This window comes from Stenotrophomonas sp. AGC87, assembly GCF_057333975.1.
Map to the genome: position 1 here is coordinate 328,767 of NZ_JBHFHW010000004.1, position 25,742 is coordinate 354,508.

Annotated in this window: 26 protein-coding genes; 12 read left to right on the forward strand and 14 right to left on the reverse strand. The window is 62.8% G+C overall.

Annotation, left to right across the window (positions count from 1 at the left end; all coding sequences use genetic code 11):
• Positions 1-32 precede the first annotated feature (32 nt).
• A complete protein-coding gene (locus ACE026_RS02260; RefSeq protein ID WP_486037692.1) occupies positions 33-542 on the reverse strand; it encodes a histidine phosphatase family protein in 510 nt (169 codons plus the stop codon).
• A 35-nt stretch (positions 543-577) separates the two neighbouring features.
• On the opposite strand from ACE026_RS02260, the gene ACE026_RS02265 reads away from it, so the two are divergent.
• The 3 genes from ACE026_RS02265 to ACE026_RS02275 all read left to right on the forward strand — a co-directional run bounded on the left by ACE026_RS02265 (position 578) and on the right by ACE026_RS02275 (position 4,302).
• On the forward strand, positions 578-1,099 hold the full coding sequence (locus ACE026_RS02265) for a TetR/AcrR family transcriptional regulator (RefSeq protein WP_486037578.1): 522 nt from the start codon (positions 578-580) through the stop codon (positions 1,097-1,099).
• A gap of 547 nt (positions 1,100-1,646) precedes the next feature.
• The gene (locus ACE026_RS02270; protein ID WP_301868533.1) at positions 1,647-3,227 is read left to right on the forward strand and encodes an ATP-dependent nuclease; all 1,581 of its coding nucleotides are present in this window, start codon (positions 1,647-1,649) and stop codon (positions 3,225-3,227) included.
• On the forward strand, positions 3,205-4,302 hold the full coding sequence (locus ACE026_RS02275; RefSeq protein ID WP_486037581.1) for a UvrD-helicase domain-containing protein: 1,098 nt from the start codon (positions 3,205-3,207) through the stop codon (positions 4,300-4,302). Before ACE026_RS02270 ends, ACE026_RS02275 begins: the two co-directional genes overlap by 23 nt.
• Before the next feature lie 15 nt (positions 4,303-4,317).
• On the opposite strand, the gene ACE026_RS02280 is transcribed toward ACE026_RS02275, so the two are convergent.
• From ACE026_RS02280 to ACE026_RS02305, 6 genes are read right to left on the reverse strand one after another with little or no spacing between them, the layout of a single operon-like run.
• Complete coding sequence (locus ACE026_RS02280; protein ID WP_301868535.1) at positions 4,318-4,596, reverse strand: hypothetical protein; 279 nt, start codon at positions 4,594-4,596, stop codon at positions 4,318-4,320.
• The gene (locus ACE026_RS02285) at positions 4,593-7,790 is read right to left on the reverse strand and encodes an efflux RND transporter permease subunit (RefSeq protein WP_486037582.1); all 3,198 of its coding nucleotides are present in this window, start codon (positions 7,788-7,790) and stop codon (positions 4,593-4,595) included. The genes ACE026_RS02280 and ACE026_RS02285 overlap by 4 nt, the downstream gene beginning before the upstream one ends.
• An 8-nt stretch (positions 7,791-7,798) precedes the next feature.
• Positions 7,799-8,749 carry an efflux RND transporter periplasmic adaptor subunit gene (locus ACE026_RS02290; RefSeq protein WP_301868537.1) on the reverse strand — a complete coding sequence of 317 codons (951 nt, stop codon included), beginning with the start codon at positions 8,747-8,749 and terminating at the stop codon, positions 7,799-7,801.
• Positions 8,746-10,026 carry a TolC family protein gene (locus ACE026_RS02295; RefSeq protein ID WP_301868577.1) on the reverse strand — a complete coding sequence of 427 codons (1,281 nt, stop codon included), beginning with the start codon at positions 10,024-10,026 and terminating at the stop codon, positions 8,746-8,748. The genes ACE026_RS02290 and ACE026_RS02295 overlap by 4 nt, the downstream gene beginning before the upstream one ends.
• Positions 10,027-10,082: 56 nt before the next feature.
• Positions 10,083-10,439, reverse strand: a complete 357-nt coding sequence (locus ACE026_RS02300; RefSeq protein WP_301868539.1) for a hypothetical protein — start codon at positions 10,437-10,439, stop codon at positions 10,083-10,085.
• Positions 10,436-11,053, reverse strand: a complete 618-nt coding sequence (locus tag ACE026_RS02305) for a cation efflux transmembrane domain-containing protein (RefSeq protein ID WP_301868540.1) — start codon at positions 11,051-11,053, stop codon at positions 10,436-10,438. Before ACE026_RS02305 ends, ACE026_RS02300 begins: the two co-directional genes overlap by 4 nt.
• 105 nt (positions 11,054-11,158) lie before the next feature.
• Between ACE026_RS02305 and ACE026_RS02310 the strand changes: the two genes are divergently transcribed.
• Entirely contained in the window at positions 11,159-11,575 is a 417-nt protein-coding gene (locus ACE026_RS02310) for a MerR family transcriptional regulator (protein ID WP_301868541.1), read from the forward strand.
• A gap of 348 nt (positions 11,576-11,923) precedes the next feature.
• On the opposite strand, the gene ACE026_RS02315 is transcribed toward ACE026_RS02310, so the two are convergent.
• Together ACE026_RS02315 and ACE026_RS02320 are read right to left on the reverse strand one after the other, a co-directional pair.
• Positions 11,924-12,544: a histidine phosphatase family protein gene (locus ACE026_RS02315; protein WP_406846283.1), complete on the reverse strand. Its 621-nt coding sequence runs from the start codon at positions 12,542-12,544 to the stop codon at positions 11,924-11,926.
• 55 nt (positions 12,545-12,599) lie between these two features.
• Entirely contained in the window at positions 12,600-12,968 is a 369-nt protein-coding gene (locus ACE026_RS02320; protein ID WP_301868542.1) for a hypothetical protein, read from the reverse strand.
• A gap of 80 nt (positions 12,969-13,048) precedes the next feature.
• Here ACE026_RS02320 and ACE026_RS02325 point away from each other — a divergent pair, with 80 nt between their 5' ends.
• Positions 13,049-13,273, forward strand: coding sequence for a helix-turn-helix domain-containing protein (locus ACE026_RS02325; protein WP_313218389.1), 225 nt, complete (start codon positions 13,049-13,051; stop codon positions 13,271-13,273).
• A 480-nt stretch (positions 13,274-13,753) separates the two neighbouring features.
• Complete coding sequence (locus ACE026_RS02330; protein WP_301868545.1) at positions 13,754-14,287, forward strand: arsenate reductase ArsC; 534 nt, start codon at positions 13,754-13,756, stop codon at positions 14,285-14,287.
• On the opposite strand, the gene ACE026_RS02335 is transcribed toward ACE026_RS02330, so the two are convergent.
• The 5 genes from ACE026_RS02335 to ACE026_RS02355 are packed head-to-tail and all read right to left on the reverse strand — an operon-like array spanning position 14,248 to position 18,263.
• Positions 14,248-15,333: an ArsO family NAD(P)H-dependent flavin-containing monooxygenase gene (locus ACE026_RS02335; protein ID WP_301868547.1), complete on the reverse strand. Its 1,086-nt coding sequence runs from the start codon at positions 15,331-15,333 to the stop codon at positions 14,248-14,250. The two genes, ACE026_RS02330 and ACE026_RS02335, sit on opposite strands and share 40 nt — an antisense overlap.
• A 27-nt stretch (positions 15,334-15,360) precedes the next feature.
• Positions 15,361-16,347, reverse strand: coding sequence for a thioredoxin-disulfide reductase (gene trxB / locus ACE026_RS02340; protein ID WP_301868549.1), 987 nt, complete (start codon positions 16,345-16,347; stop codon positions 15,361-15,363).
• Between the two features lie 3 nt (positions 16,348-16,350).
• Complete coding sequence (gene arsB / locus ACE026_RS02345; RefSeq protein ID WP_301868550.1) at positions 16,351-17,409, reverse strand: ACR3 family arsenite efflux transporter; 1,059 nt, start codon at positions 17,407-17,409, stop codon at positions 16,351-16,353.
• A 20-nt stretch (positions 17,410-17,429) separates the two neighbouring features.
• Positions 17,430-17,921, reverse strand: a complete 492-nt coding sequence (locus ACE026_RS02350; RefSeq protein ID WP_301868552.1) for an arsenate reductase ArsC — start codon at positions 17,919-17,921, stop codon at positions 17,430-17,432.
• A 27-nt stretch (positions 17,922-17,948) separates the two neighbouring features.
• The gene (locus ACE026_RS02355) at positions 17,949-18,263 is read right to left on the reverse strand and encodes an ArsR/SmtB family transcription factor (RefSeq protein ID WP_046272489.1); all 315 of its coding nucleotides are present in this window, start codon (positions 18,261-18,263) and stop codon (positions 17,949-17,951) included.
• Between the two features lie 40 nt (positions 18,264-18,303).
• Between ACE026_RS02355 and arsH the strand changes: the two genes are divergently transcribed.
• The 6 genes from arsH to ACE026_RS02385 all read left to right on the forward strand — a co-directional run bounded on the left by arsH (position 18,304) and on the right by ACE026_RS02385 (position 25,720).
• Positions 18,304-19,044, forward strand: coding sequence for an arsenical resistance protein ArsH (arsH, locus tag ACE026_RS02360; RefSeq protein WP_012480200.1), 741 nt, complete (start codon positions 18,304-18,306; stop codon positions 19,042-19,044).
• Complete coding sequence (arsC, locus tag ACE026_RS02365) at positions 19,041-19,460, forward strand: arsenate reductase (glutaredoxin) (protein WP_301868553.1); 420 nt, start codon at positions 19,041-19,043, stop codon at positions 19,458-19,460. The genes arsH and arsC overlap by 4 nt, the downstream gene beginning before the upstream one ends.
• Positions 19,461-19,490: 30 nt before the next feature.
• On the forward strand, positions 19,491-20,714 hold the full coding sequence (locus ACE026_RS02370; RefSeq protein WP_301868554.1) for an MFS transporter: 1,224 nt from the start codon (positions 19,491-19,493) through the stop codon (positions 20,712-20,714).
• Between the two features lie 31 nt (positions 20,715-20,745).
• Positions 20,746-21,093 (forward strand): ArsR/SmtB family transcription factor, encoded by a 348-nt coding sequence (locus tag ACE026_RS02375; protein ID WP_301868555.1) that lies wholly within the window; start codon positions 20,746-20,748, stop codon positions 21,091-21,093.
• Between the two features lie 63 nt (positions 21,094-21,156).
• Positions 21,157-22,203, forward strand: coding sequence for a flavin-containing monooxygenase (locus ACE026_RS02380; RefSeq protein ID WP_301868557.1), 1,047 nt, complete (start codon positions 21,157-21,159; stop codon positions 22,201-22,203).
• Positions 22,204-22,444: 241 nt separating this feature from the next.
• On the forward strand, positions 22,445-25,720 hold the full coding sequence (locus tag ACE026_RS02385; protein ID WP_301868558.1) for a DEAD/DEAH box helicase: 3,276 nt from the start codon (positions 22,445-22,447) through the stop codon (positions 25,718-25,720).
• Positions 25,721-25,742 lie beyond the last annotated feature (22 nt).

Consider the following 25,742-nt stretch of genomic DNA (forward strand, 5'->3'; position numbering starts at 1 on the left):
CCTCTACGCGTCAGCAGCCGGGAAGCCCGGCCTCAGCCAGCGCAGATCCGATACTGCTGGCAGTGCTCAATTGGATGCTTCAGATCCACTCTTCTGAAGTGACGCATTGCCTCGGAATCCACCGGTAGCGCTGGATGCTCCTGGAGCCAACGCAGCATCTGCATGAACTGCCCATGGCAGAAAACCACGACCTCTCCACGGTCGCGCCATGTTGCATCTGCCAGCAAGCACCTGGCCCGATCAACAAACTCCCGGAAGGTTTCTGCGCCAGGACCGTCGCGGTGGTCAGGGTCACTGAGATCCCAATACGCCAGTACCCACGAACGCCTGGAGGCAGCCGTCGTACCCACACACTTCCGCGGAGAAAGGTAGGTGAACTCCTGTACGGAAGCCGTGCCTATCGGCATGCCAAACCGCCGGGCGAGTGGCTCCGCCGTTTGCCTGGCACGCACAAAAGGGGAGCTCAAGATCGCCGCTGGCCGGCCGGTCCAGTTTCCTGCAAGGTCCTCCGCCTGCCGAATCCCCAGGTCTGTCAGGGCAATGCCATCCGGGCTATTGGTGGGCGTCGGCCGCCAACGTGGAACTGCTTGAGCGCCGGCAGTTTGAAGATTTCAACACCAACGTCATTGCAGCCCTGGCTGGCGTCAGTACCGGGTCTCTTTACCAGTACTACCCCGACAAGGAAGCTGTGCTCCGCGCCCTGGTTGTGAGAGAGGTGCAGGGCAGGGCGGCGAGAGCAGTAGACGCCATCATGAAACATCCCGGCCCTGGGGCGGTCGCCGCCGCAGTAGGCGCAGCACTTGCACACGCCCAGGAACGGCCTGCGCTGACAACGCAACTCGCATTTGCCGAGCCCTTGGTCCTTGTTGCTGCTCGTGATAGTTCGCTCGTCGGGGAACTTATCCCAGCCATGGAACGAGCGATTCAGAAGGACTACGGGGTATCTGCGGGGGACGCGAGCAGCCTGGCCCACGACTTGCTGGGAATCTGCAAGGGAATGCTTCTTTCGGCTGCGGCCCGGAATGCGGTTGGCGCCACCGACTTGAGCCGGAAGATCACTCTGGCGGTAGATTCCTATCTAGCCGCTTCTACCACATAGATATAGAGCACCCCCATGCTATCGAAACTACTCGCCGTGACGGCACTCTGTCAGGCGACAGCGAGCCCCGTCGCGCTTTCCGACATCCAAGTGCAGACCATCGATCGCTTCCATCGCCGTCATGCCTCTAGCTCATCCTTGCCCGGTGACCGGGCAGGGAAGCACGAGTCGATCCAGAGGCGGATCCAGCGCCAGGGAGAGCCTGCGAACCTCGCCAGAGCGGCCCCGATCCGATTTCGCAATCTTGGTATAAACACCCATTTGTTGCGTCGCTAAACCACCGTATTCAATGAACTTTCGGCGGCCTCGGGATCTTTTGCCGTTGCGACGCACTTGATCGCCGTAGTGTTGCGCAGTCGGTGGTTTAGCGCGCAACACCTGAACGCAACAGTGCCTAGGGGGTGTTGCACGAATTGCGGTGATAAAAGCCCCCTGCACAGGGGCGACACTACGCGGTTCAGAGATCAGATAGTATCGCTCTGAACAACGAGCCGCCCACTTCGACGTGCGGGTTCGTCGCCGAACATCTGGCCGCAAAGGACTGTGCATGCCGATTGAACGTATCGTCATCGACAACTTCAAGTCGTTTCGCCATCTGGACCTGCCCCTCAACGCCCACATGAACTTGGTGGTGGGGGACAACGAGGTCGGTAAGTCCACCCTGCTGGAGGCCATCCACGCGGTGGTCACCGGGCAACTGCATGGGCGCAATCTCGCCTACGAGCTCACGCCCTACCTGTTCCACCAGCCCACGGTGCAGGAATATTTGGCGACCCTTGCTGCAGGCACGCCGGCCTCGCCGCCACGGATCTCCATCGAAGCCTACCTGGGCGCAGACGCCGCGCTGGCGTCGTTGCGCGGCACCAACAACTCCCTGCGCCTGGATACCGCCGGCATCCGGCTGCTGGTCGAGCTCAACGACGACTACCGCGAGGAGTTCAACGCCTACCTGCAGCAGCACCAGGGTGCGGTCAGCCTGCCGGTGGAGTACTACACGGTGCGCTGGTATTCCTTCGCCAACAATGGCGTCACCGCCCGCAGTATTCCGTTCGACTCGACCATCATCGACACGCACGGCATCAAGACGCTGTCCGGTGCCGATCGCTATATCGCCGGCATCATCGAACAGGCACTGACGCCTGCACAGCGCGTCTCGCTGTCGTTGAGCTTCCGCCGCATGCGACAGAGTTTTTCCGAAGAAGCGGACGTGGCGGCCATCAATGCGTACCTGACCGAGCACACCGGGGACATCAGCCACCGGGCGCTGACGGTTGGTGTGGACACATCGCCGCGCTCAACGTGGGAAACCAGCTTGTCACCGTACTTGGATGAGCTCCCCTTCACCCAGGCCGGCAAGGGCGAGCAAAGCGCGGTGAAGATGAAACTGGCGATGCACGCGGCCGGCGCGGCCCACGTACTGCTGATCGAGGAGCCGGAGAACCATCTGTCCTATTCCAGCATGACCCAGCTGATCGACAAGATTGCGGCCCTCTCCACCGCCCAGCAGGTGATCATCGCCACCCACAGCAGCTTCGTGTTGAACAAGCTGGGCGTGGACAATGTAATCCTGTTCAGCGCGCAGGGCCAGATGAAGCTGGACCAGCTGCCGAGCGATACCCACGACTATTTCATGAAGCTGCCGGGCCACGACACGCTGCGGTTGATCCTGGCCAAGCAGGCGATCCTGGTGGAAGGCCCTTCCGACGAACTGGTTGTGCAGCGCGCCTACAGCGACCACCATGGCGTGGCGCCGATGGCTCGCGGCGTAGACATCATTTCGGTCAAGTCGCTGGCATTCAAGCGCTTCTTGCAGATTGCAGATCGGCTGAGAATCCAGGCCAAGGTGATCACCGACAACGACGGTGATATCGCAGTTGTGCAAGAGCGCTATGCCGAGCACATCAACGCGATCTATTACGATTCCGACGAGAGCGCCCCATCGCTGGAAGAGCAGCTGATCAAAGCCAACTCGCTGGCCGAACTCAATACCGTGCTGGGCAAGACGTTTGCCGATGAGGTGGCGCTGCTCAAGTACATGAAGGGCCATAAGACCGATACGGCCTTGGCGATTTTCAATAGCCCGCACTCGATCAGGTTCCCGGACTATGTCCAGCGTGCCATCACCTAACCGGGTACTGCTCTCGGCGGCCGGCTCGGGCAAGACCACGTTGCTGGTCCGGCAGGCCCTGGAGCGGCCTGGGCGACGCATCGCGATTGTCACCTACACGCTGGAAAATCTAGAAGAGATCCGGAGTTCGTTTGAGGTCCACGCGGGCGCGGTCCCCGCGCATGTCACCTTGCACAGCTGGTATGGCTTCCTGCTGCGCCAGTGCATTCGCCCGTACCAGGCGGCACTGTGTCCTGAGCCTCGCATCGAGACCATTCTGTTCGTAGAAGGTGTCACCAACAACCGCGCCCCACGTACTCAGGTGGCGCGCCACTACCTGGCAGGCAACCGGATGTATTCAGACCGGGCGGCCGACTTTGCTGTGCGATGCGATGAGCTGACCCAAGGTCAGGTCCTGGCACGCCTGGAGGCCATGTACGACGAGCTCTACATCGACGAGGTCCAGGACTTGGCCGGCTTTGATCTGGATCTGGTCGAACGGCTGTTGAAGAGCGAGATTGCCATCATGTTGGTAGGTGACACGCGCCAAGCCACGTACGCGACCAACTACGCGCCAAGGCACAGCCAATATCGTGGGCCGAACATGGCAGCGCTGTTTCGGATTTGGGAGGCGGACGGCCTATGTCAGCTCGATCACCGCCTCGTCAGTCTGCGCTGCGTCCAGGCCCTGTGCGATATGGCTGACACGCTCTATCCGCAGATGCCCCGGACCCAATCAGGCAATGGCGAGGTCACCGGGCACGATGGCATCTATCTCGTCGCTCCAGGGGATGTGGCGGCGTACATGCAGGAGTTTGGTCCCACCGTGCTCCGCCATGACCGGCGGCAGGCGTGCGACGGACTACCCGCCGTGAACTTCGGGCAGTGCAAGGGCCGCACTTATAGCCGGGTCCTGATCTTCCCCAACGGGCCGTTGACGCAGTACCTGCGCACGGCCGATGCAGCGCGTATCACCGCGCCACCGAAATACTACGTAGCCTTCACCAGGGCGCGGCAAAGCGTGGCCTTTGTGTATGCCGGCGCATGCGCGTTGCCGGGTCATCAGCTCTATGCGCCTGCCAACGCAGACGCATAGAGGCACCGGCGGCGATCACATCTTCTTTAAGGGTGCGGCGGTGGGCGGCGGCGGCACCGGCCCGGGGTCGTTGAAGGACAGCATGACCTGATCGATACCGAACTGATCGGCCAGCACGCGGGCGGTCACCGCGTGCACCAGGTCCAGGTCGACCGAGGGCGCAGCGACCGTGATAGTGGCCGCGATCGCACGGCCATGTTCATTACCGGACACCAGGCGTAGATCGTCCACCGCCTTCACACCAGGGTCGGTAAACATCGCCGCGCGGACCTGTTCCAGGTTGATCTCGTTCATGGTGTCGAAGACTCCAAAGCAGTGCTACCGGCGCGGGGAGCTCGGTCGCGATGTAGCCAACGATAGAGCACCGGCAGCACCAACAAGGTCAATGCGGTGGATGAGACGATCCCCCCGATGACGACAGTGGCCAGCGGGCGCTGCACCTCCGAGCCGGCGCCGACATTCAAGGCCATGGGCAGGAAGCCCAGCGAGGCTACCAGGGCGGTCATCAGCACCGGCCGCAGGCGTCCAAGGGCGCCGTCGCGCACAGCGTCGTCCAGCGGGTCACCCTGTTCGCGCAAGCGGCGAATGAACGCGATCATGACCAGGCCGTTGAGTACGGCCACGCCCGACAGTGCGATGAAGCCCACGCCGGCCGAGATCGACAGCGGAATCCCGCGTAGAGCCAGTGCCAGCACACCGCCGGTCAGCGCCAGTGGCACACCACTGAACACGATGGTCGCATCCTTGGCCGAACCGAAGGCCATGAACAGCAGGGCGAAGATCAACGCCAGTGTTACCGGAACAACCACCCCCAGGCGTTGGGCGGCCGAGATCAGCTGCTCGAAGGTGCCGCCGTAGTCGATCCAGTAGCCCTCAGGAAGCGTGACATCCTGGCCGATGCGCGTGCGCAGCTCGCCGACGAACCCACCCAGATCGCGCTCGCGCACGTTGGCGGTAATCACCACGCGCCGCTTACCGTTTTCGCGATTGATCTGATTGGGCCCGCGTTCCACCTGGATCTTCGCCACTTCCCGCAGTGGCACCGTACGAGGCCCGCCATTGGCGTCGGCGGCTAGACGGCTGGACTCATCGACACTGGTGCTTGCCGGCAGCGGAATGGGCAGATCTGCCAGCACGGCCGGGTCTTGCCGCTGCGATTCGGGCAGGCGCACGACCAAGTCGAAGCGTCGGTCGCCCTCGATCAACTGGCCGGCGACACTGCCCCCAATGGCGGTGGCCACCGTTTCCTGCACATCGCCCGGGTTCAGGCCATACCGTGCCAATGCCGCCGGATCTGGCGTGATGGTCAACAGCGGCAGGCCCGAGACCTGCTCGGCCTTGACGTCTTCGGCGCCGGGGACGCTGCGCATGACCCGCTCGACCCGGCTGGCCAGGCGCGTCAGCTGGTCCAGGTTGTCGCCGTAGACCTTGACCGCCACGTCCGAACGGACGCCGGAGATCAATTCGTTGGTGCGCATCTGGATGGGCTGGGTAAACTCGTAGTTGCTGCCCGGAATTTCCTTGGCCGCCGCCTCCAGCTCTTCCACCAGCTCGGCCTTGGGCTTGCGCGGATCGGGCCACTGGTCGCGGGGCTTGAGCATCAGAAAGGTGTCGGCCATCGACGGCGGCATCGGGTCGGTGGCCACCTCGGCGGTGCCGATCTTGGAGAAGATGTTGGCCACCTCCGGGAACTGGGCCAGGCGCTTCTCCAGCGTTTCCTGCATAGCCACCGACTGTTCCAGGCTGGTGCCGGGAATACGCATGGGCTGCAAGGTGATATCGCCCTCATCCAGGCTCGGCACGAACTCCGAACCCAAGCGGGTGGCCAGCACGCCACAGCCCACCACCAGCACGGCCGCGCCTGTCAGCACCACGACCCTCCGACGCAGCGCCCAATCCAGTAGCGGCGTGTAGCGGGCGCGCGACCAGCGCATGAGGCGGTTGTCGTGCTCGGCCCCGCGGCCGCGCAGGAAGGTGGCAATCGCCGCCGGCACGAAGGTCAGCGACAACACCATGGCACCGGTCAGGGCCAGCACTACCGTGATCGCCATCGGGTGGAACATTTTTCCCTCCACCCCGGATAGCGCGAAGATCGGCAGGTAGACCGCGGCGATGATGCCCAGGCCAAACAGGCTGGGACGGATCACCTCGGCGGTGGCCGAGGCGGTCAGGTCATAGCGCTCTTCATCGTTGAGCTGGCGGCCCAGCGCGTGCTGCGCCTCCCCGAACCGGCGCAGACAGTTCTCAATGATGATCACCGCCCCGTCCACGATCAGGCCGAAGTCCAGCGCACCCAGACTCATCAGGTTGCCCGATACGCCGCCACGCACCATGCCGATGATGGTGAACAGCATCGCCAGCGGAATCACCGCCGCAGTGATCAACGAGGCGCGCACATTGCCCAGCAGCAGGAACAGCACCACCACCACCAGCAGCGCGCCCTCGATCAGGTTCTTGGATACCGTGCCAATGGTGCGGTCCACCAGCGCGGTGCGGTCATAGACGGCCTTGGCATGCACGCCCGGGGGCAAGCTGGCGTTGGCGGCGTCCAGCTTGGCCGCTGCGGCTTGGGATACCTCTCGACTGTTGGCGCCGAATAGCATGAAGGCGGTACCGACTACGACCTCATGGCCGTTCTGGGTGGCCGCGCCGGTGCGAAGCTCCTTACCTTCGCCGACGCCGGCGACGTCGCGCACCCGGATGGGCACGCCATCGCGGCGGTCCAGCACGATGTTGCCGATCGCCTCCACATTGGCCAGCTGGCCGGGAACGCGCACGAGGAACTGCTGTCCATTGCGCTCGATGTAGCCGGCGCCAATGTTCTGGTTGTTGCGCATGACCGCCGCGACCACGTCGTTCAACGTGAAGCCCAGCGCCACCAGCTGGGCCGGATCGGGGGTGATGTGGATCTGCCGCTCGAAGCCGCCGATGGTGTTGACCTCGGTGACGCCGGGTGTGGTGCGCAGCTGCGGCCGGATCACCCAGTCCTGCAGGGTGCGCAGGTCCGTGGCCGTGTAGGGTGTGCCGTCAGGCTTGCGAGCGTCGGGCTCGGCCTCCACGGTGTACATGAAGATCTCGCCCAGCCCGGTGGAGATGGGGCCCATCTCCGGATCCAATCCTTCGGGCAGCTGGGAGGCGATCTGCTGTAGCCGTTCGGCGACCTGCTGGCGGGCAAAGTACAGGTCGGTGCCGTCCTTGAACACGACGGTGACCTGGGAGAGCCCGTAGCGCGACAGCGAGCGGCTATAGTCCAACTTGGGCAGGCCGGCCATGGCCGTTTCGATGGCGAAGGTCACCCGTTGCTCGGCCTCCAACGGCGAGTAGCCCGGGGCCTGGGTGTTGATCTGGACCTGGACGTTGGTGATGTCCGGCGTGGCGTCGATTGAGAGGTGACGGTAGCTCCACACGCCCAGCGCAACCAACGCAGCGGTGAGCACCAGCGTCAGCCAGCGATGGCGGATGGACAGCCCAATGAGGCGTTCGAGCATGGCGGGCCTCAATGGTCTTCTTCGACGGTGGATTTTTCGATGTCGGCCTTGATCAGGAAGCTCTGGGCCACCACCACCTGTTCACCGGCCTTGAGCCCTTCCAGCACTTCGGCGCGCTCAGCGTCGCGGCGCCCCAGCTTGACCGACCGGGTGTGGTAGGTCTCTCCCTGCTGCACGTAGACCACGTCCTGATCTTCTGCGGACTGCAACGCGGTGATCGGCACGACCAACGCCGCCGATTGACGATCCACGGTGACCCGCGCCTTGACCGCCGAACCCGGACGCCACAGGCCATCGGTGTTGGCCAAGGTGGCGCGCGCAATGGTGCTTTGGCTGGCGGTGGCGGTGCCTGGCAGGACGCGCTCCAAGGTGGTCTGCGCCGTGACGCCATCGCTCAAGCGGGTGACTGTCACCGGCACGCCGGCACCGATGTGCTGGACGTCGGCCCCGAAGATGTGCAGGTCCACCCACAGGGTGGACAGATCGGCGACCTCGAACAGTGGCGCGCCCTCAGCCGCCGCCATGCCCACGGCGGCCGTACGCGCCATCACCACGCCGCTGATTGGCGCGGTGACGGTATAGGTGGTCAGGCTCAGGTTGCTCTCCACGGTGGCCAGGGCCTGGCCGGCACGCACCTGATCACCCACGCCGGCTCGCACAGAGCGGACCGGTCCGGGGAAGCGTGCAGTGACCTGCGCGATGCGCCCATCGATCGGGGTGAGCAGCCCTTGTACCTCATGCTCGTCAGCAATCTCACCTGGACCCGCCGGCGCGACCTGGATACCCGCCGCCTGCGCAGCTTTGGCGGCAATCTTGGTTTCCAGCGGCGCTTCCTCGTGCTCGCCGTGCTCTTCGCCCTCAGCGGCGGCGCCGCCCTCGGAGGCTTCGTTGGGGGTCGACGCGTTGCAGGCGGCCAGCATCAGGGCCATGCCCAGTGCGGTCCAGAAAAAGCGATTCATGGGGTCTCTCCGGTGGAAGCGGCCGCCGGCGGCGTGACAAGCGCCTGGCCGGTCAGTCGTTGAATTTCGATCAGGGCGCGCTGCGCATCGAGCGCCACGTCCAGCTGCTGCTGGGCCATGGCCGTGCGTTCGGACTGCAGCTGTGCCCATTCCAGATAGCTGATCGCGCCGGCGCGATAGGCGCGCTCGGCAGCCTGCTCGGCCCGGGCCAGCTTCGGCAGTACGTCTCCTTGCAGCCGCGCCACTTCGGCCTGCGCCACGGTGTAACGGCCATGGGCCTCGACCAGCGTGGAGTACAGCGACAGGCCCTTGGCCTCGCGCTCGATCGTCAGCACCTCCAGCTCGGCTTCGCCGGCGCGAATCTCCGGCTGTGCGCGGCCGCGGCTGCCCAGTGGCATGGACACGCTGGCCACCAGCGCGGTGTCGTCGGACTCCTGCAGGCGGCGCACACCGAGCTGCCAGGACAGGTCTGGCGAGGCCGCCGAACGCGCCAGTTGCAGTCGCGCCTGCGCGATCCGACGGGCGTCGGCAAACTGCGCCAGCTCCGGAGTCCGCTCCAGTTCCTCGGCCAGCGTCTGCATGGACGCGATCGCCGGCAAGGCCATGGGATCGGCCGCAGCCACCTCGAAGTTGGGAGCACGTTCGCCCCACAGTGCGGCCAGATGCTGACGGGCGGCGATTCGCTGCTGATCGGCCCGATCACGGGTCAGCTCGGCCCGCGCCAGCGCTGCCTGCGCGGTGAGTACCACCGATTCGGGCGAAGCACCGGCCTGCAGGCGCTGCCGGGCGGCCGCCACGGTCCGCTGGCGCTGGCCGACATCCACGTCCGCCAGCCGTCGTTGACGGTCGGCGCCAACGACGGCCAGATAGCGCTGCGCCGTCTCGGCGAGCAGGTCCAGCCGACCGGTCTCCCGCTGCACGGCCAGCGCATCAATCCGGCTTTGGGCAAGGGTTCGGCGCGCATCGAGCTTGCCGCCGCGCTCCAGGACTGAGCTCAGGCTCAAGGTCAGCTCGGCGCTGTCCAGACCACGGGCCACGCCCGTGCCCAATGCATTTTCGACCTCGGCACCGACCGTCCACGGTGGGCGCTGCATGGCCTGATCGCGCTCGGCAGCGAGCACGGTGGCCCGCGCATCCACCAGGCGCAGCTCGGGGTGGGTTTGGGCCACACGCGCGAACGCGTCGTCCAAAGTCATCAATTCGGCCGCCGCCGCCGGCGTCGTCACCGCGCCGCCCAACAGCAGCCATGCGGCTATAGCCGCCAATCGCACATGCATGGAAGTACTCCGAAGGTTCTCGATATCGACAGGGCGCCGGCGCATGCCGGCCGACCTCACCCTGCGATCGGCGGTCGGAATGGCGCGATCAGGTGCGCGGGCGGATACCGGGGCGTATCGGCGTCCACCTCGTGCAAGTACCGACCGATGTCCGCCACGGCCAGCAGCATCTCAGGGGCCGGCACGGCTTGGCCGCAACACAGCACCAGCTGCTGAAGCCGGTGCAGGGCGACGTCTACGCCACGCTCGGCAGCTGGCGGCGACACTGCCGGGCCGCGGTCGGCAGTGGCCAGATGGGTTTGAACATGTAGCTCGCCGACCAGTGCCAGCACCGGCTGCGCCACCAGACCCACGGCCAAGTGCGCCAGCAAGAGCCAGCGCAGGCCAGAACCCAGCCGGCCAAGCCTGGTCATGCAGCCGTCTTGCTCGCGTCGGCACGTGCCCGGCGGGCATCACCCAAGATCTCGAAGGACTCCTTGATCACATACAGGCCGATCAGGGCGCCGATCACGAAATCTGGGTACGGGCTGGCCAGCCACCACACCAGCAGGCCGGCCAGAATCACGCCAACATTGGCGACCACATCGGCGCGGGTGAACAGCCAGGTCGCCCGCAGGTGCACTTCACCGGATTTGAGCGGCGCCAGCATGCGCAGGACGGTCATATTGACCACCAGCGACAGCAGGGCGGTGCCGATCATCCAGCCACTAACCGGCTCGGCGCCGTACATCACGCGACGGCCGACCTCCAGCAGCACACCCACGCCCAGCACCAGCAGCACGCTGCCGCTGACCCAGGCTGCGTTCGCCTTGAAGCGGGCCGTGCGCCCGATGGCGACCAGGCCGATGGCATAAGCGGTGGCGTCGGACAGCATGTCCAGGGCGTCGGCCAGCAGACCGGTGGAATGAGCAACCCAGCCGGCGATGCCGCCGATCACGGCCATCGCCGCGTTCAACGCTAGGGCGATCCAGAGGACGCGCCGCTCCTGCGCATTCTTGGCCTCGTGGTGGCAGCCGCAATCACTCATCGGAACATCTCCATTCGCAGGGAAGCCGGGCCCGGGCGGGCCGCTGGCATGACACAGCCGGTGAGGGTAAAGTCCGTAGCTACTACGGAGTCAAGCGTACTACGAATGAAAATCAGTGAAGCTGCCGACGCCAGCGGGTGCCATCTGGAGACCATCCGCTACTACGAGCGGATCGGCTTGCTGCCGCGCCCGGGGCGCTCGGGCAATGGCTACCGGGTCTATGGACCGGCCGACATCGAGCGGCTGCGCTTCATTGCGCGTGGCCGGGATCTGGGCTTCAGCCTGGAAGAGGTCCGCAGCCTGCTGCAGTTGGCCGGCGATGAGGAGCTTTCGTGCGGGGACGTGGATCGGCTGGCCCGCAGCCATCTGGCCGACGTGCGCGCCCGCATGGCCGATCTGCAGCGCATGGCCAGCGAGTTGGAACGGGTGATTGCTAGTTGCCATGGTGGTCAGCGGGCGGAGTGCACGATCCTGTCGACTCTGCGCCAGCCGACCTCGGTGGAGGCCACCACGCGCCAGTGACCGAACTGGACCGCTCAACTAGTGTGGTACGACTAGCGCGTAAGACCTCCTTCCCAACAGCTTGGTGCGTCTGCTGCGCGTGTTGCTGAGCAGTGCCGGGTTGCCGCCGCTCGGTTCCCAGCAGCCACTCGCTGCGTCGCGTCTTTGCCTGCTGGTCCAATTCCAAAGCTGCGACCGGAAGGCGATGATGGAGTACGTGGACTGGTGTGATGGAATATAACGACTTCGTGAAATAGGTCTGGGGGGATCTGCAACCGAGACGGCACACTCATCCTTGCGTTTCGGACGCTTAGGCAGGTTTGACCCTTAACGTAATGAGTCCTTGCCGACGGTACGGGCGTCGCTCCTTCATGGCCATCGCAAAACGGTAGCAGCGAGAGTGGGTGAAGCCGGGTGCACGCTGAGCCCCTCGCAGTGGCGGATCGGTGTCCGCAGGTCTAAAGCGCGAAAACCTCGCATTCCAGTTTTCGAAACAGGGGCGCCCTTGTACACATGCAGCCAAAAGATCATCTGCAGGAACTGACCGTGACTGAAGGCGAGGGTATGCCCGGCACTCCTTCCGGCTTCAAGCAGACAAAGAGCGTCACGCGTACGCCTGACGAGCATTGAGAATGACTCCGCACCGGGCCCATCTATGTAGTTCGGATCGCTGCGGCTCCAGTAGTCTTCGACCCACTGCATCCGCTCGCCTGCAGTCGTCCCCGCACAGCGAGCCGGGCAAAGATAGGTGAACTCTTGGATGGGGAGCTCCTGGACAGTCAGCCCGTACCGCTCTGCAGTAGGGGTCGCCGTTTGGACTGCCCGCAAGTAAGGTGAGCTCCAGACTGCCCCTACTGGAGAGGGGAACGCTGATCGCGCCAATTGTTTCGCGTGCAAATGCCCCGCCGGCGTCAGAGGAATGGTCGCAGGATCATGCGTTGCAAAGCCAGCATTTGCGGTGCTTTGCGCGTGTCTAATCAGCGTGAGCATTGAGTCTCATTTGAGTTCGTTTCTCCTCTGGACGAGAGTGCGTGCGATACCAATTTTATGCGGATTTCGGGGGTTTAAGGCGACCGCGCGTACGCTTCGAACCTAGGATCAGATTTGCGTTAGCGTCCAAAAAAGCGCCCATGTCGCTGCGGCGCTGGAGAACCTTGGCCGGTATCTCCAGGTTTAACTTCCTCGCAAGCGACACGGCATAGCTTACTTGTGCGGAAGTGGGTGGCTTCAGGTCCCAGTCGAGGCAGTCTGATAGAACTGGCAAAAGGCGAGCCGCAATCCGAGCTGCAAACTCTTCACGTTCCGGGTCATGGGCCAGCCGCAGCCACTGCTCTTGTACGGACTCAAGCACACCAACTGGGGCGCCTAGGTCAAGCAGGAGGTCGTAATCGGGATCAATTAGAAGCAGCGCCATGGCTTTGTCAGCTGATACCTATAAGTAGTCTACCTTTAGGGTGGTAGCTATAGAAGTAGCTCAACGCCAATCCTGTGCCCATGCAGGAAGAGAATCTAGCGCTCCAACTTGGGGCAGCCATTCGAACAAGCCGCCTAGCCACCGGCTCGAGCCAAGAGCGCTTCGCCGACGCAATTTCAATGCATCGCGCCTACTACAGTGCAATTGAGCGAGGCGAGAAGAACATCACTATAGGGACCCTGGTCCGGCTCGCAAATGGGCTAGGGATCAAGCCGTCCGAGCTCTTGGCTGCTGCCGGGCTTTAGGTTGGCAGGGCCATAGCGGGGACTGCGGTCGCGTTTGCTGGGACCTGCATTCGGCCGTAGGCTAGCCACAACTCGTGCGAGCGGGCCCAGATGTCAGATCTCTTAGAGCCAACGGCAGAGCCTGAAGAGCCAGGTTCCGGTTCTGCAGGAAGCTGGGTGTCTCGACACGTTTCATTACGGCGGCGTGACGCCGAATGGATGGATCCATTGAGAGCAGCCATCTCCGAGCGATTGAAACCCCGACCAGATGAGGAATTTGCGAACGAACTGCTCGAAAGGGCAATCGGCGCTTATTCGGCACGGCGTGCGGGCCGTGAGTAGGGGAAGGCCTGTGCCCCATTGCAAGTATGGACGCGCCGCTTCCTGCACTTGCAGGATCAACATAGAGCAGGGCCAGCCCATCGCAGAACCTGGATCGTCATTGAACAGACACATCTCTGGGAAATAATTCGACTATTCCAGATAAATGGTTTTGATGGCATGCGCAAGCTCAATGTTCTGTTCCTCTGCACAGGTAACTCAGCGCGCAGCATTCTTGCCGAGGCTCTTGCTAACCATCTTGGCCGCGAGCGCCTACGTGCTTTTAGCGCCGGAAGTCATCCCAAAGGCGAAGTCCACCCCATAGCCCTGCAGGTGCTGGAGGAGATTGGATTTGAGACTGCCAATCTTTCCAGTAAGCCTTGGGAGGTCTTTGCAGGCGCCGATGCACCACACATGGATTTGATCGTGACAGTTTGCGATCGCGCAGCGGGCGAAGCATGTCCTGTGTGGCCTGGCCACCCCGTCACGGCCCACTGGGGCATCCCTGACCCGGCAGCGATGCACGGTAGCGAGGAACAGGTCCACAAGGCTTTCCTGACTGCACTCCATCAGCTTCAACATCGCCTGGCATTGTTGCTTGCACTTAAACCTGAAGCTTTAGACCGCATGACCTTGCAGTCACAAGTGCGGGGGCTGGCCGACGGCGGCGCGGCTCAGTCACCGGGTGTGGACGAAGCTGAGGATCGGAGGTAGTCGCTGATCTGCCTAACAGCTTCGCGCGCGTAGCGGGTGACGCCGATCAGCGTGGCTGATGCGGTACCGTTCCAGTCGCCGTAGCCCAACAGCCAGACCAATGGCTCTGCGACAGAGCGAACCTTGGAGTCGTCCACGTTGATCTGACCATGCGCGTTGACCAAGCCCAGCCCTTCCAAGTATGACAACGCCGGCCGGAAGCCGGTGCACCAGATCACGGCATCAATGGGGCGCTCGCTGCCATCTGGCCGTTGCATACCTGTGGGGGTGAAACGGGCCGGCGGCCTTATGGAGGCAAGCACGCCGCGTTGACGCGCGTCCACCACCGGCGGCACCATGACGATGTCGCCGAAACCGCCCTGCGGCAAATTCGGCTCGCGGCCTTCCTGCTGCGCTCTCCATTTCTCTGTGGCGCGTTCGAACAGCACGCGCCCATCGACATCGTCACCCAGGAACGCCGGCTCCTGCTGGGTGATCCAAATGGCTTGGGCGACCTTGGATACCTCGGCCAGAATCTGCGCGCCGGAGTTGCCGCCTCCGATGATGGCCACGCGCAGTCCGGCAAAGGGTTCGGGGGTGCGATAGTAGGCCGAGTGCAGCTGCATACCAGCAAATGTGTTCAACCCGTCGAACGCAGGTCTGTAAGGATGACGCCAGGTACCGGTGGCGCTGATTACCGCACGCGCTTGCCACTGCCGGCCGTCATCTGCCTCTACCAGCAATTGATCGCCTGAGCGGCTGATGCGCTGCACCCACACGGGGCGCAACACCGGCAGCGCGTACTTGTCTTCGTAGCGGGCCAGGTAGTTGATCACTTCCGTCTTGGCGGGGTAGGGCGCGCGGCTGACCGGCATCGGCCAGCCGGGAATCGAGCTCCAGCCTGCGGGCGAGAACAAGTGCAACGACTCCCACGCATGCTGCCAGGCACCGCCGGGAGCTGCCTCCGCATCAAGAATCACATAGGACAGCCCGCTCCGGCGCAGGAAGTAGCCGGCTGCCAAGCCGGACTGGCCACCCCCGATCACCACCACATCGATGCTGTCCATCTACGCTCCCTTCTGCCTGCGCAACAGTCAGGCGGCGCTTCTATGCTGCTGTTGATCAGAGATATTGAGCGCATCCAGGTAACGCTCGGCATCCAGCGCGGCCATGCAGCCGAAACCGGCCGAGGTGATCGCCTGGCGGTAGTGCTGGTCGGCCACGTCGCCGGCGGCGAACACGCCTTCCACCGAGGTCTGGGTGGCGTTGCCGCCCAGGCCCGAACGGATGTCCAGGTAGCCGTTGTTCATGGTCAGCTGGCCGTCGAACAGGCTGGTGTTGGGGTGGTGGCCGATGGCCACGAAGAAGCCGTGCGCCTCGATGTCGCGGGTGCTGCCGTCAAGGGTGGACTTCACCCGCACGCCGGTGACGCCGGCGTCATTGCCCAGCACTTCGTCCACCTGGTGGTGCCAGACGGTCTCGATCTTGCCGGCGGCGACCTTGGCAAACAGCTTGTCCTGCATGATCTTTTCCGCCTTCAGCGTGTCACGGCGGTGGACCAGGTAGACCTTGCGGGCGATGTTGGACAGGTACAGCGCCTCTTCCACGGCGGTGTTGCCGCCGCCGACCACGACCACGTCCTGGTCACGGTAGAAGAAGCCGTCGCAGGTGGCACAGGCCGACACGCCGCGGCCCTTGAAGGTTTCCTCGGACGCAATGCCCAGGTACTTGGCGGTAGCGCCGGTGGCGATGATCAGCGCGTCGCAGGTGTACTCGGCGCTGTCGCCGATCAGCCGGAACGGGCGCTGGGACAGGTCGGCGGCGTGGATGTGGTCGAAGATCACCTCGGTCTCGAAGCGTTCGGCGTGGGCCTGCATGCGGCTCATCAGGTCCGGGCCCATCAGCCCATGCGCGTCGCCGGGCCAGTTGTCCACCTCGGTGGTGGTCATCAGCTGGCCGCCCTGCTGCAGACCGGTGATCACCACCGGCTTGAGGTTGGCGCGGGCGGCGTAGACCGCCGCGGTCCAGCCAGCCGGGCCAGAGCCGAGGATTAACAGCGAAAGGTGTCGTGTGCTGCTCATTGATCAGTGGCTCCTGGCATCGGCAGGAAAGTAGCGCTTGCCCAGCCGCAGGGCGACGTGCACCAGCAGGATCAGCACCGGCACTTCCACCAGCGGGCCGATGACCGCCGCGAAGGCGACCGGCGAGGCCAGGCCGAACGCCGCGATCGCCACGGCGATGGCGAGTTCGAAGTTGTTGCCCGCCGCAGTGAAGGCGATTGCGGTGGTACGCGGGTAATCCTTGGCGATGAGTTTGCCCATGAAGAAGCTGAGGATGAACTGGATGATGAAGTACAGCGTCAGCGGGATCGCGATGCGCACCGCGTCCATGGGGATGCGCAGCACGTCGCCGCCTTTCAGGCTGAACATCGCCATGATGGTGAACAGCAGCGCGGCCAGGGTGATCGGGCTGATCGCCGGCAGGAATTTCTCTTCATACCAGCGCACGCCCTTGCGCGCCTTCAGCCAGCGGCTGGTAAGGAAGCCGGCCAGGAACGGAATGCCCAGGTAGATCAGCACGGCTTCGGCGATGGTCCAGAAGCTGACATCGATCACGCTGCCCTGCAGGCCGAATACCGGCGGCAGCCAGGACAGGAAGAACCACGCGTAGACGCTGAACAGCGCGATCTGGAAGATCGAATTGAACGCCACCAGGCCGGCCACGTACTGGCTGTCACCGCGTGCCAGCTGGTTCCATACCAACACCATCGCGATGCAGCGGGCCAGGCCGATCAGGATCAGGCCGGTCATGTATTCGGGGTAGTCGCGCAGGAACAGCATGGCCAAGCCGAACATCAGGAACGGACCGACGATCCAGTTCTGCAGCAGCGAGAGCATGAGCACGCGCTTGTCGGCGAAGACCTTGGGCAGTTCTTCGTATTTCACCTTGGCCAGCGGCGGATACATCATCAGGATCAAGCCGATCGCGATCGGGATGTTGGTCGACCCGACCGACAGGCTGTTGAGCGCGGCAGGGACACCTTCGAACATCGCGCCCAGACCGACGCCGAGCGCCATGGCCGCAAAGATCCACAGGGTTAGATACCGGTCCAGGAAGGAAAGGCGGGAAGTATCAGTGGTCATGGTGTTTTCCGGAGAGGCGGTCAGTCGATCTGCGCGATAGGGTCGAGCTGGGCCTTGAGGGCCGCACGGTCGTTCCAGGCACTGTCGGGGATGTCGAGGAAGGCCTGCAGGCGCGCTTTGATGATCTGGTGCGCGCGGTCGAACGCTGCAGCTTTTTGCTCGTCAGTCCCTTCCAGTCCGGCGGGATCGAACAGCCCCCAATGCACGCGCACGAAATCACCAAACACCACCGGACACGCCTCGGCGGCCGCGCTGTCACACACGGTGACGATCAGGTCCATGGCAGCGGCATCGGCCTCGGCAAATTCGTCCCAGGACTTGCTACGCATGCCCTCGACCGGGAAGCCTTCGCGCTCCAGCTGGGCAATGGCAAAGGGATTGACGCGACCGGCCGGCTGGCTGCCCGCACTGAAGGAGAGATAGCGGCCTTCGCCCCATTTTTTAAGGGTCGATTCGGCAAGCACGCTGCGGGCGGAGTTGCCAGTACACAAGAACAGAACACGACGGGTCATTTGAGCGGTCTCTATGACGGGGGAAGGTCAGCAGCCAGCAGGACGTTCGCAGGCTTGTTCGTCGGCGCAGCAGTTTTCGGTCAGGTAGGCCACCAGCGCGCTCATCGCCTCGAACTCGGCCCGGTAGCAGATGGTGCGACCGCGCTGCTCGGCGGTGATCAGGCCAGCGGCCAGCAACTCCTTCAGATGGAAAGAGAGGGTGGCACCGGGAAGGGAGAGGGACTGGGCGATGTCGCCGGCCAGCTTGCCGCCACTTCCGGCCTGGACCAGCAGGCGGAAGATGGAAAGCCGGGTGGCGTGACCCAGGGCGGCCAGGGCGTGAGTTGCGTTTTTATGTTCCATGCTTCTAGAATAGTCGAATCGAATAGGCAGGACAACCCCCATGCAACACCTTCCCAATGTCGTCCCGGGCGCCTTGAACCCTCCGGTGGCCGAAAAGCTGAGCGAGCCGAATGCCGCGCCGCACCGGCCCCGCATCCTGATCTTGTACGGTTCCCTGCGCCCGCAGTCGTTCAGCCGCAAGCTGGCTTTGGAGGCGCAGCGGTTACTGGAACATCTGGGCGCAGAGACCCGAGTGTTTGATCCGCATGAACTGCCGATGCTCGATTCGGTGCCCGCCTCCCACCCCAAGGTGCAGGAGCTGCGCCAAGCCTCGTTGTGGTCCGAAGGGCACGTGTGGGTCAGCCCGGAACGGCACGGGACGCTGACTGCCGTGTTCAAGAACCAGATTGACTGGCTACCGCTGGAAGAGGGCAGCGTACGCCCGACCCAAGGTCGCACGCTGGCAGTGATGCAGGTCTGCGGTGGCTCCCAGTCCTTCAACGTGGTCAACGCGTTGCGCGTTCTCGGCCGCTGGATGCGGATGGTCACGATTCCGAACCAGTCCTCGGTGGCCAAGGCCTGGCAGGAGTTCGATGACGAGGGGCGCATGAAGCCTTCCGCCTACTACGATCGCGTCGTGGATGTGATGGAAGAGCTGGTCAAGTTCACCCTCCTGGTGCGTGGACGCAGTGACTACCTGGTTGATCGCTACAGCGAACGAAAGGGGGCTGTCGAAGCGGCCGCGCTGACTGCCGCGGCCGGTGTCGTCGAGACCGCATTGAATGAAAAGGAGAACGCATGAACGCTGTCATCTATCACACCCCCAAGTGCGGCACCTCGCGAAACACCTTGGCTTTGATTCGCCACGCCGGCATTGAGCCTGAAGTCATTGAGTACCTGGCCAACCCACCCAGCCGAACGCGGCTTGTCGAGCTGATTGCCGCCGCCGGATTGGATGTTCGCGGTGCAATCCGCCAGAAAGGCACACCCTATCTGGAACTGGGGCTGGACGATCCCGCGTTGAGCGAGGACGCACTGCTGGATGCCATGCTGGCCAATCCTATTCTCATCAATCGCCCCTTCGTCCAGACCACCATGGGCACGCGCCTGTGCCGGCCTTCTGAGGTGGTTCTGGACATCCTGCCAGCAGTGCACGAGCCCTTTACCAAGGAAGATGGCGAAGTGGTGATCGATCAGGACGGCAAGCGCGTCCGCTGAGTTGCTAAGCGGCAGGGAGAGTTCGAGAGCATGCAAAGCGCGCCCAAGCAGCCGCAAAAGCTGCCCCGGCTGATCGTTGCGCTGGGAGTGGGCCAGATCATTGCGTGGGCCAGCAGCTATTACCTGTTGGCCATTCTGGCGCTTCCTATGTCCAGAAGCACTGGCTGGTCGCTGGGGCTGTTGGTCGGAGGCCTCTCCGCTGGGCTGGTCACAGCCGGACTACTCGCTCCTCTGGCCGGTCGGACCATCGACAGGCGGGGAGGGCGGACCGTACTGGCGGTCAGCTCCGTAGTGTTTGCCATGGGCCTCGCGGCGCTGGCCACGTCACACTCCCCAACTACCTATTACCTTGGCTGGGTGGTACTGGGCGTTGCCATGTCTGCGGGCCTGTATGACGCTGCGTTCACGACACTGGGACAACTGCTCGGGGCAAACGCGAAGCAATCCATTGCCGGCCTGACCTTGGTGGCCGGCTTTGCAAGCACGCTCGGCTGGCCAGCGCTGACCTACCTTGACGAGGCCATAGGATGGCGCGGCGCGTTGTGGGTGGCTGCCGCATTCAACCTGCTGGTCGCATTGCCCATCCATTTGCTCGCCATTCCGAAGCATCAGCCCCGTACGGGCGCAAGTCCGCATCCCTCAGCGGCCGCTGCCGTCCACACCAGCACTGCAGCACCCGTTTCTGCTGCAGCACCGCCTGCACACTGGCTTGTGCTCATTGGCCTGTTGCTGACCTGCCAGGCAGCGATCATGGCGACCTTATCGGTGCATCTGATTGCGCTGCTCGGTGCCATCGGGCTGGCGCCATCGGTTGCGCTGCTCGCTGGCATGGTGATCGGCCCCGCGCAGGTCATCGCTCGTTTGCTGGAGATGTACTTCGGGCGAGGCGTGCATCCGACCTGGTCCGCACGCGTGGGGATTGCAGCGACATTGGCAGCCCTACTGCTGCTACTCACTGGATACTCGTGGGCAGCGATCATTGCATTCGTCATTTACGGTGCCGGCAACGGGATACTCACGGTGGCCCGCGGCACCCTCCCGTTGGCGTTGATCGGATCGGCGGACTACGGCAAGACCATGGGCCAACTTGCCCGTCCCATGCTACTGGCACAGGCGGCAGCACCGCCGCTTGCAGCCATTGCGCTCGAGCGAACCGAGCCTGTTTGGCTGATCTGCCTATTGGCGCTGCTTGCCACTGTTTCCTTGGTTGGAAGCTGTTGGTTGCCTGCAAAGACGCAGGGCGCGAGCCCTTGAATATGCATGCATGTGCATATATGCTTTATGCATGAGCAAGGGCACCCCCAAGGCAGACGCCATTGAGCAAGCAGTAAGCGTGCTGGCAGACCCCATTTTTCGGGCGCTGGCTGAGCCGTCGCGCTTGGCCGTGCTCAAGCGTGTGCTTCAGGTGGAACGGGCAGATATCGCGGAGATTGCCGCCGGCCTTCCACAGGAGCGATCCGTGGTCTCACGTCACCTGCAGGGACTCCACGATGCTGGGATCCTACGCGCAGAGCGGGTGAGCCGGCAGGTGTACTACCAGGTCGATGGCCCCGCGATGGTCGCACGCTTGGAGCAGATCCTGCTGCAGGTCAGGGCGCTGGCACCTTACTGCTGCCCCGGTGATTTGAAGTAATACCGCAGGCAATTCTTGATCCATCAACGCAACTCACATATATGCATATAGGCGCATACACGCATGAATAAGTTGAATGTCGACGTCGTCGTGATCGGGGCAGGGCAGGCAGGCTTGGCGATGTCCTATCGGCTCAAGAACGCAGGCGTGTCGCACCTGATTCTCGAACGACAACCGGCCGCTGGTGGCAGTTGGCCGTGGTACTACGACAGCCTGACCCTGTTCTCCCCGGCAGGATATTCCTCGCTGCCTGGCCTCGAGTTCCCCGGCGGAGCCAAGCGCTATCCCAAGCGGGACGAGGTCACCGCGTATCTGCGCCAGTATGCGTCCGCCTTCGACCTGCCAGTGCGCGCCAACAGCGAGGTTGTGGAGGTCATCTCCGAAGCAAGCCAACATCGCGTCAAACTTGCCGATGGAGCGGTCATTACCGCCCAGGCAGTAGTGGTGGCAACCGGTGGCTTCAACACACCTCACCTGCCGGAGATCCCTGGAAGGCAGCTATACCAAGGGACGATTCTGCACAGTTCGGCCTACCGAACACCCACCGGCTTCGAGGGCAAACGCGTCGTCGTCGTCGGTGCGGCCAACTCAGCGGTACAGATCGCGCACGAACTGCACTCCACTGCCACCGTGGTGCTGGCAACCCGCGAGCCAGTGAAGTTCATGCCACAACGGTTCCTCGGCTTCGATTTTCATGACTGGCTCAAGTGGACCGGCCTGGGCAATTCCCGTTGGCTGAGCGATCAGAGCACGCCCGTTCTGGATGATGGACATTATCGACACGCGCTCCGTACGGGTGCCATCTCCCGTCGAGAGATGTTCACTGCGTTTACCAGTGATGGGGTGGTGTGGCCGAATGCAGAAATACAGGGAGTCGACGCTGTGATCTTCGCAACAGGCTTCCGGCATAACACCTCATTCCTGCCACGGGAAGCCATGGGCCAGGACGGGCGAGCGCTACACAGCAAAGGCGTTTCCACCACGATCAAAGGGCTCTACTACCTCGGGCTGCCGTTACAGCGCAATTTTGCCTCTGCCACGCTTCGCGGGGTGGGCAGTGATTCAGTGGGCATCGTCGCCGCGATCATGACCCACTTGCGGTCCGCATAGATCCCCGCTGAGATGTTCCAATACCGATGCCCGGCTGGCATCATCCGGCACTCAAATTAACAATGAGAACAATGACTTGTGATAGTCCAGCAGTCGTTGGCAAGGGGCCCTTTCGCCTGGCGGATGAGGTCGTGCCGAGACCATCCGGGACGGCACGGTTCAACCGATACTGCGTAGGCCCTCAGGCTGTGGCACGCTATCGGCGGGGAAGCACCTTTAGAGCGTGCCAGAAGGAATAAGGATGATCCATCTACCACCCTTGATTGTGGAGCGTCGGCACGCAGTCGGTACTGTGCGCCACCAACTGCGTCCGGCTGCTGACGTCGTCGTACACGCCGTTACCTCTGTGAAGATCTCACCTCGAGTCGAGCAACCGCTCTGGGAGCTGGATACTGGAGAGCGGATAGTTGTTACCAGCCGCAGCGGCGTGGCGATTCCGGAGGGCGCAGACGGTGTCTTGCGCGAACGCGACGGAGCCTTTTCATGGTCGTCGCATCGCCTCATCGAGCAATTTGTCCAGGAAGCCGGGCGAATCGGCTGGCATGAGCAGGCCCGGCGTACCGCGGCCACATGGAATGGCCGACTCGCGTTCCGTGCCGAGGTTCGCCAGCCCGATGGCAGTGTGGATCCGGGGGAAGCAGGGTTGCGCCCTCCGCAGCTAGGTGCTCTACACGCGATCGGCGCGCACTGGAGTCTGGACCTGCGGCCAGCCACAGTGGTCATGCCCACCGGCACCGGCAAGACCGAGACCATGCTCGCAGCACTGGCGGCCTACGGGCGGAATCCGATCCTGGTTGTTGTTCCGTGGGACCTACTGCGGAAGCAGACGGCCAACAAGTTCCTAGCATTCGGCCTGCTGAGAGCGCTGGGAGTGCTGCCTCATGATGTGCCCAATCCGATCGTAGGCATCATGACAAAGCGGCCAACCAGTGTGGTCGATCTGGATCTGTTCAACGAGTGCAACGTGATTGTTGCCACCATCCATACGGTAGGAGTGGGGATTGACACGCAATTGCTCGCGACGATCGCGCAACGGTGCAAGGCGCTGATCTTGGACGAGGCGCATCACGTTGCAGCCACCAACTGGAACAGACTGAAAACCGCGTTTCAGTCCATTCCCATTTTGCAGTTCACTGCGACCCCGTTCCGTCGTGATGGCCAGCTTGTCGACGGCCGCGTCATATTCAACTACTCCCTGGCGTCCGCACAGCGTGATGGCTACTTCAAGCGCATACGATTCGAACCAATCCATGAGGTCGGCGGAACCACCCGCTCTGACCAGGCCTTGGCCGCCGCCGCCGTTCAACAACTTAGGCAGGACCTGGCCGCAGGATTTGATCATTTGATGATGGCGCGTTGTGCCAGCATTGGCCGCGCCGCGACCGTTTACCAGATCTATCGCGACCTTGCACCTGATTTGCGTCCCGTGCTGATCCACTCGGACGAGTCCGACGCCGCAGCCCGCTTGGCGGCACTGCGAGCGGGGCAGGCACGAATCGTAGTGTGCGTGGACATGCTCGGCGAAGGCTTTGATCTGCCCCAGCTTAAGGTCGCTGCTATCCATGACATGCACCGCAGCTTAGCCATTTTATTACAGTTCGTTGGCCGATTTACCCGAGTGGCGGGCGCTCGTATCGGTGAAGCAACTGCTTTGGCCAACCTCGCAGATCCCGGGGCGGCTCACGCGTTGGAGCGACTCTATAGTGAGGATGCAGACTGGAACCAGGTGCTCAGCGAACTGAGTTCAGAGGCCGCACGAGACCACGCCGAGCTAGTCGAGTTCCTGCAGACGTCCCAACGGCTTGATGAGGTGGACGATTTCAACGTAGCCATTTCCCAACAACTGCTACGTCCGGTTTTCAGCACCGCGGTGTATCGCGTTCCCAGATTCGTACCGGAACGCTTCCATGGAGGTCTTGCCGAGGCGCGCCACGTGCACGCGGTTTGGTTACACCACGCCTCCCAAACGCTGTACTTCGTAACGCGAACCGAGCCGCGTGTACGTTGGACCCAGTCCAAGGGCGTGCGCGATCGGGAGTGGGCTCTTTTCGTCCTCCACTATGATCCTGTCATGGGACTACTTTTCCTATCGTCCACCGACCATAGCTCCTTGTTTGGCGAGTTGGCCGAAGCAGTCAGTGGCGAGTCAGAGCTTATTTCGGGCGAGAACATGTTTCGGGTGCTAGGGCATATCAATCGCCTGGTGTTTCAGAGCATGGGTGTCAAGAAACATGGTCGGCGCAACCTTAGCTACGCCATGTACACCGGCGGCGACGTCGCCCAAGCCCTGGGAATGACTGAGCGCCAAGGCTCAGTCAAGAACAACGTTAGCGGCATTGGCTGGGAAGCAGGACAAAAGGTGTCGGTTGGCTGCTCCTACAAGGGCAGGGTGTGGTCGCGAGAGCAAGGAACCGTGCCTGCATTGGTCAATTGGTGCAAAGCCATGGGTACGAAGCTACTGGATGACCGCATCGACGTCGCCACGATAATCGCTAACGTTCTTATTCCAGAAGAGGTGACCAGCCTGCCGGCAGATAAGGCCATCCTCTCTTTGGAGTGGCCTGCAGAGCTTTTGGCGCTGGCCGAAGAGCGGGTGGTATTGGCAACGAATGCGGAGGCGGCTGAAGGCTGGCCGCTGTACTTAGTGGACATCAACTACGACGGCAGGCAAGGCAACGACGTCTACTTTTCCATTAGGACGGATGATCAGGACCCACTGGCCCAGTTAGTGCTGTCAGTCGGCGGCGAAGCTGGATATAGCGTGGCACAGACAGGCGGCGCGCAGGTCCAGATCAGCGTCGGCCGGCGGACACTCGCCCTAGATGCGTATCTATGCGAGTGCCCGCCACTGCTTCGATTCGTCGACTTGTGCGAGCTGGACGGCAACCTTTTGATCCGCCCCCAAGACCCACGACATCTGGTGATCGACGACTCGCGGTTCGAGTCTTGGGATTGGACTGACGTTGATATCACGAAGGAGTCGATGTGGAAGCACGGGGCACTGCGACACGATTCCGTGCAATGGAAGGCAGCACGACACTTTATTGATGGTGGCTTCGAAGTCGTTTTCGACGATGACGCTGCCGGTGAGGCGGCAGATCTGGTTTGCTTGAAGGAGGAGGAGGCCTCGATCCGCTTGGCGTTGGTGCACTGCAAGTTCTCGGGTAACTCTGAAGCGGGTGAGCGCATTAAGGATGTCGTAGAAGTGTGTTCGCAGGCCATCCGTTCTGCAAAGTGGAAATGGCGATTCGTTGATCTCGGCAAACACCTCCTGCGTCGCGAGGATCGGCTCAGGGCTTGGAATCGGCCAACCCGGTTCTTGGAAGGCAGTGCCGTTGACCTAAATCGCATTGTGCGTGCAAGCCGATTTAAGCCAGTTGAGGCAGAGGTCTTGATCATCCAGCCTGGCATTTCAGCGGCAGCACGAAGTGATGACCAGAACATGGTCCTGGGCGCCGCTGTAGCGTATTTGAAAGAGACCATCGGCTGCGACCTTGATATCGTGTGTAGCATGTAGAACTCAAGCCACCGCAACTAAG

Coding starts and splice junctions, on each gene's coding strand:
- ACE026_RS02275 (WP_486037581.1), top strand. CDS start 3,205: ATGTCCAGCGTGCCATCACCTAACCGGGTACTGCTCTCGGCGGCCGGC.
- trxB (WP_301868549.1), bottom strand. CDS start 16,347: ATGAGCAGCACACGACACCTTTCGCTGTTAATCCTCGGCTCTGGCCCG.
- ACE026_RS02310 (WP_301868541.1), top strand. CDS start 11,159: ATGAAAATCAGTGAAGCTGCCGACGCCAGCGGGTGCCATCTGGAGACC.
- ACE026_RS02280 (WP_301868535.1), bottom strand. CDS start 4,596: ATGAACGAGATCAACCTGGAACAGGTCCGCGCGGCGATGTTTACCGAC.
- ACE026_RS02385 (WP_301868558.1), top strand. CDS start 22,445: ATGATCCATCTACCACCCTTGATTGTGGAGCGTCGGCACGCAGTCGGT.
- ACE026_RS02370 (WP_301868554.1), top strand. CDS start 19,491: ATGCAAAGCGCGCCCAAGCAGCCGCAAAAGCTGCCCCGGCTGATCGTT.
- arsC (WP_301868553.1), top strand. CDS start 19,041: ATGAACGCTGTCATCTATCACACCCCCAAGTGCGGCACCTCGCGAAAC.
- ACE026_RS02350 (WP_301868552.1), bottom strand. CDS start 17,921: ATGACCCGTCGTGTTCTGTTCTTGTGTACTGGCAACTCCGCCCGCAGC.
- ACE026_RS02300 (WP_301868539.1), bottom strand. CDS start 10,439: ATGACCAGGCTTGGCCGGCTGGGTTCTGGCCTGCGCTGGCTCTTGCTG.
- arsH (WP_012480200.1), top strand. CDS start 18,304: ATGCAACACCTTCCCAATGTCGTCCCGGGCGCCTTGAACCCTCCGGTG.
- ACE026_RS02375 (WP_301868555.1), top strand. CDS start 20,746: ATGAGCAAGGGCACCCCCAAGGCAGACGCCATTGAGCAAGCAGTAAGC.
- ACE026_RS02285 (WP_486037582.1), bottom strand. CDS start 7,790: ATGCTCGAACGCCTCATTGGGCTGTCCATCCGCCATCGCTGGCTGACG.
- ACE026_RS02290 (WP_301868537.1), bottom strand. CDS start 8,749: ATGAATCGCTTTTTCTGGACCGCACTGGGCATGGCCCTGATGCTGGCC.
- ACE026_RS02295 (WP_301868577.1), bottom strand. CDS start 10,026: ATGCATGTGCGATTGGCGGCTATAGCCGCATGGCTGCTGTTGGGCGGC.
- ACE026_RS02330 (WP_301868545.1), top strand. CDS start 13,754: ATGCGCAAGCTCAATGTTCTGTTCCTCTGCACAGGTAACTCAGCGCGC.
- ACE026_RS02305 (WP_301868540.1), bottom strand. CDS start 11,053: ATGAGTGATTGCGGCTGCCACCACGAGGCCAAGAATGCGCAGGAGCGG.
- ACE026_RS02270 (WP_301868533.1), top strand. CDS start 1,647: ATGCCGATTGAACGTATCGTCATCGACAACTTCAAGTCGTTTCGCCAT.
- ACE026_RS02380 (WP_301868557.1), top strand. CDS start 21,157: ATGAATAAGTTGAATGTCGACGTCGTCGTGATCGGGGCAGGGCAGGCA.
- arsB (WP_301868550.1), bottom strand. CDS start 17,409: ATGACCACTGATACTTCCCGCCTTTCCTTCCTGGACCGGTATCTAACC.
- ACE026_RS02320 (WP_301868542.1), bottom strand. CDS start 12,968: ATGGCGCTGCTTCTAATTGATCCCGATTACGACCTCCTGCTTGACCTA.
- ACE026_RS02355 (WP_046272489.1), bottom strand. CDS start 18,263: ATGGAACATAAAAACGCAACTCACGCCCTGGCCGCCCTGGGTCACGCC.
- ACE026_RS02325 (WP_313218389.1), top strand. CDS start 13,049: ATGCAGGAAGAGAATCTAGCGCTCCAACTTGGGGCAGCCATTCGAACA.
- ACE026_RS02315 (WP_406846283.1), bottom strand. CDS start 12,544: ATGCTCACGCTGATTAGACACGCGCAAAGCACCGCAAATGCTGGCTTT.
- ACE026_RS02335 (WP_301868547.1), bottom strand. CDS start 15,333: ATGGACAGCATCGATGTGGTGGTGATCGGGGGTGGCCAGTCCGGCTTG.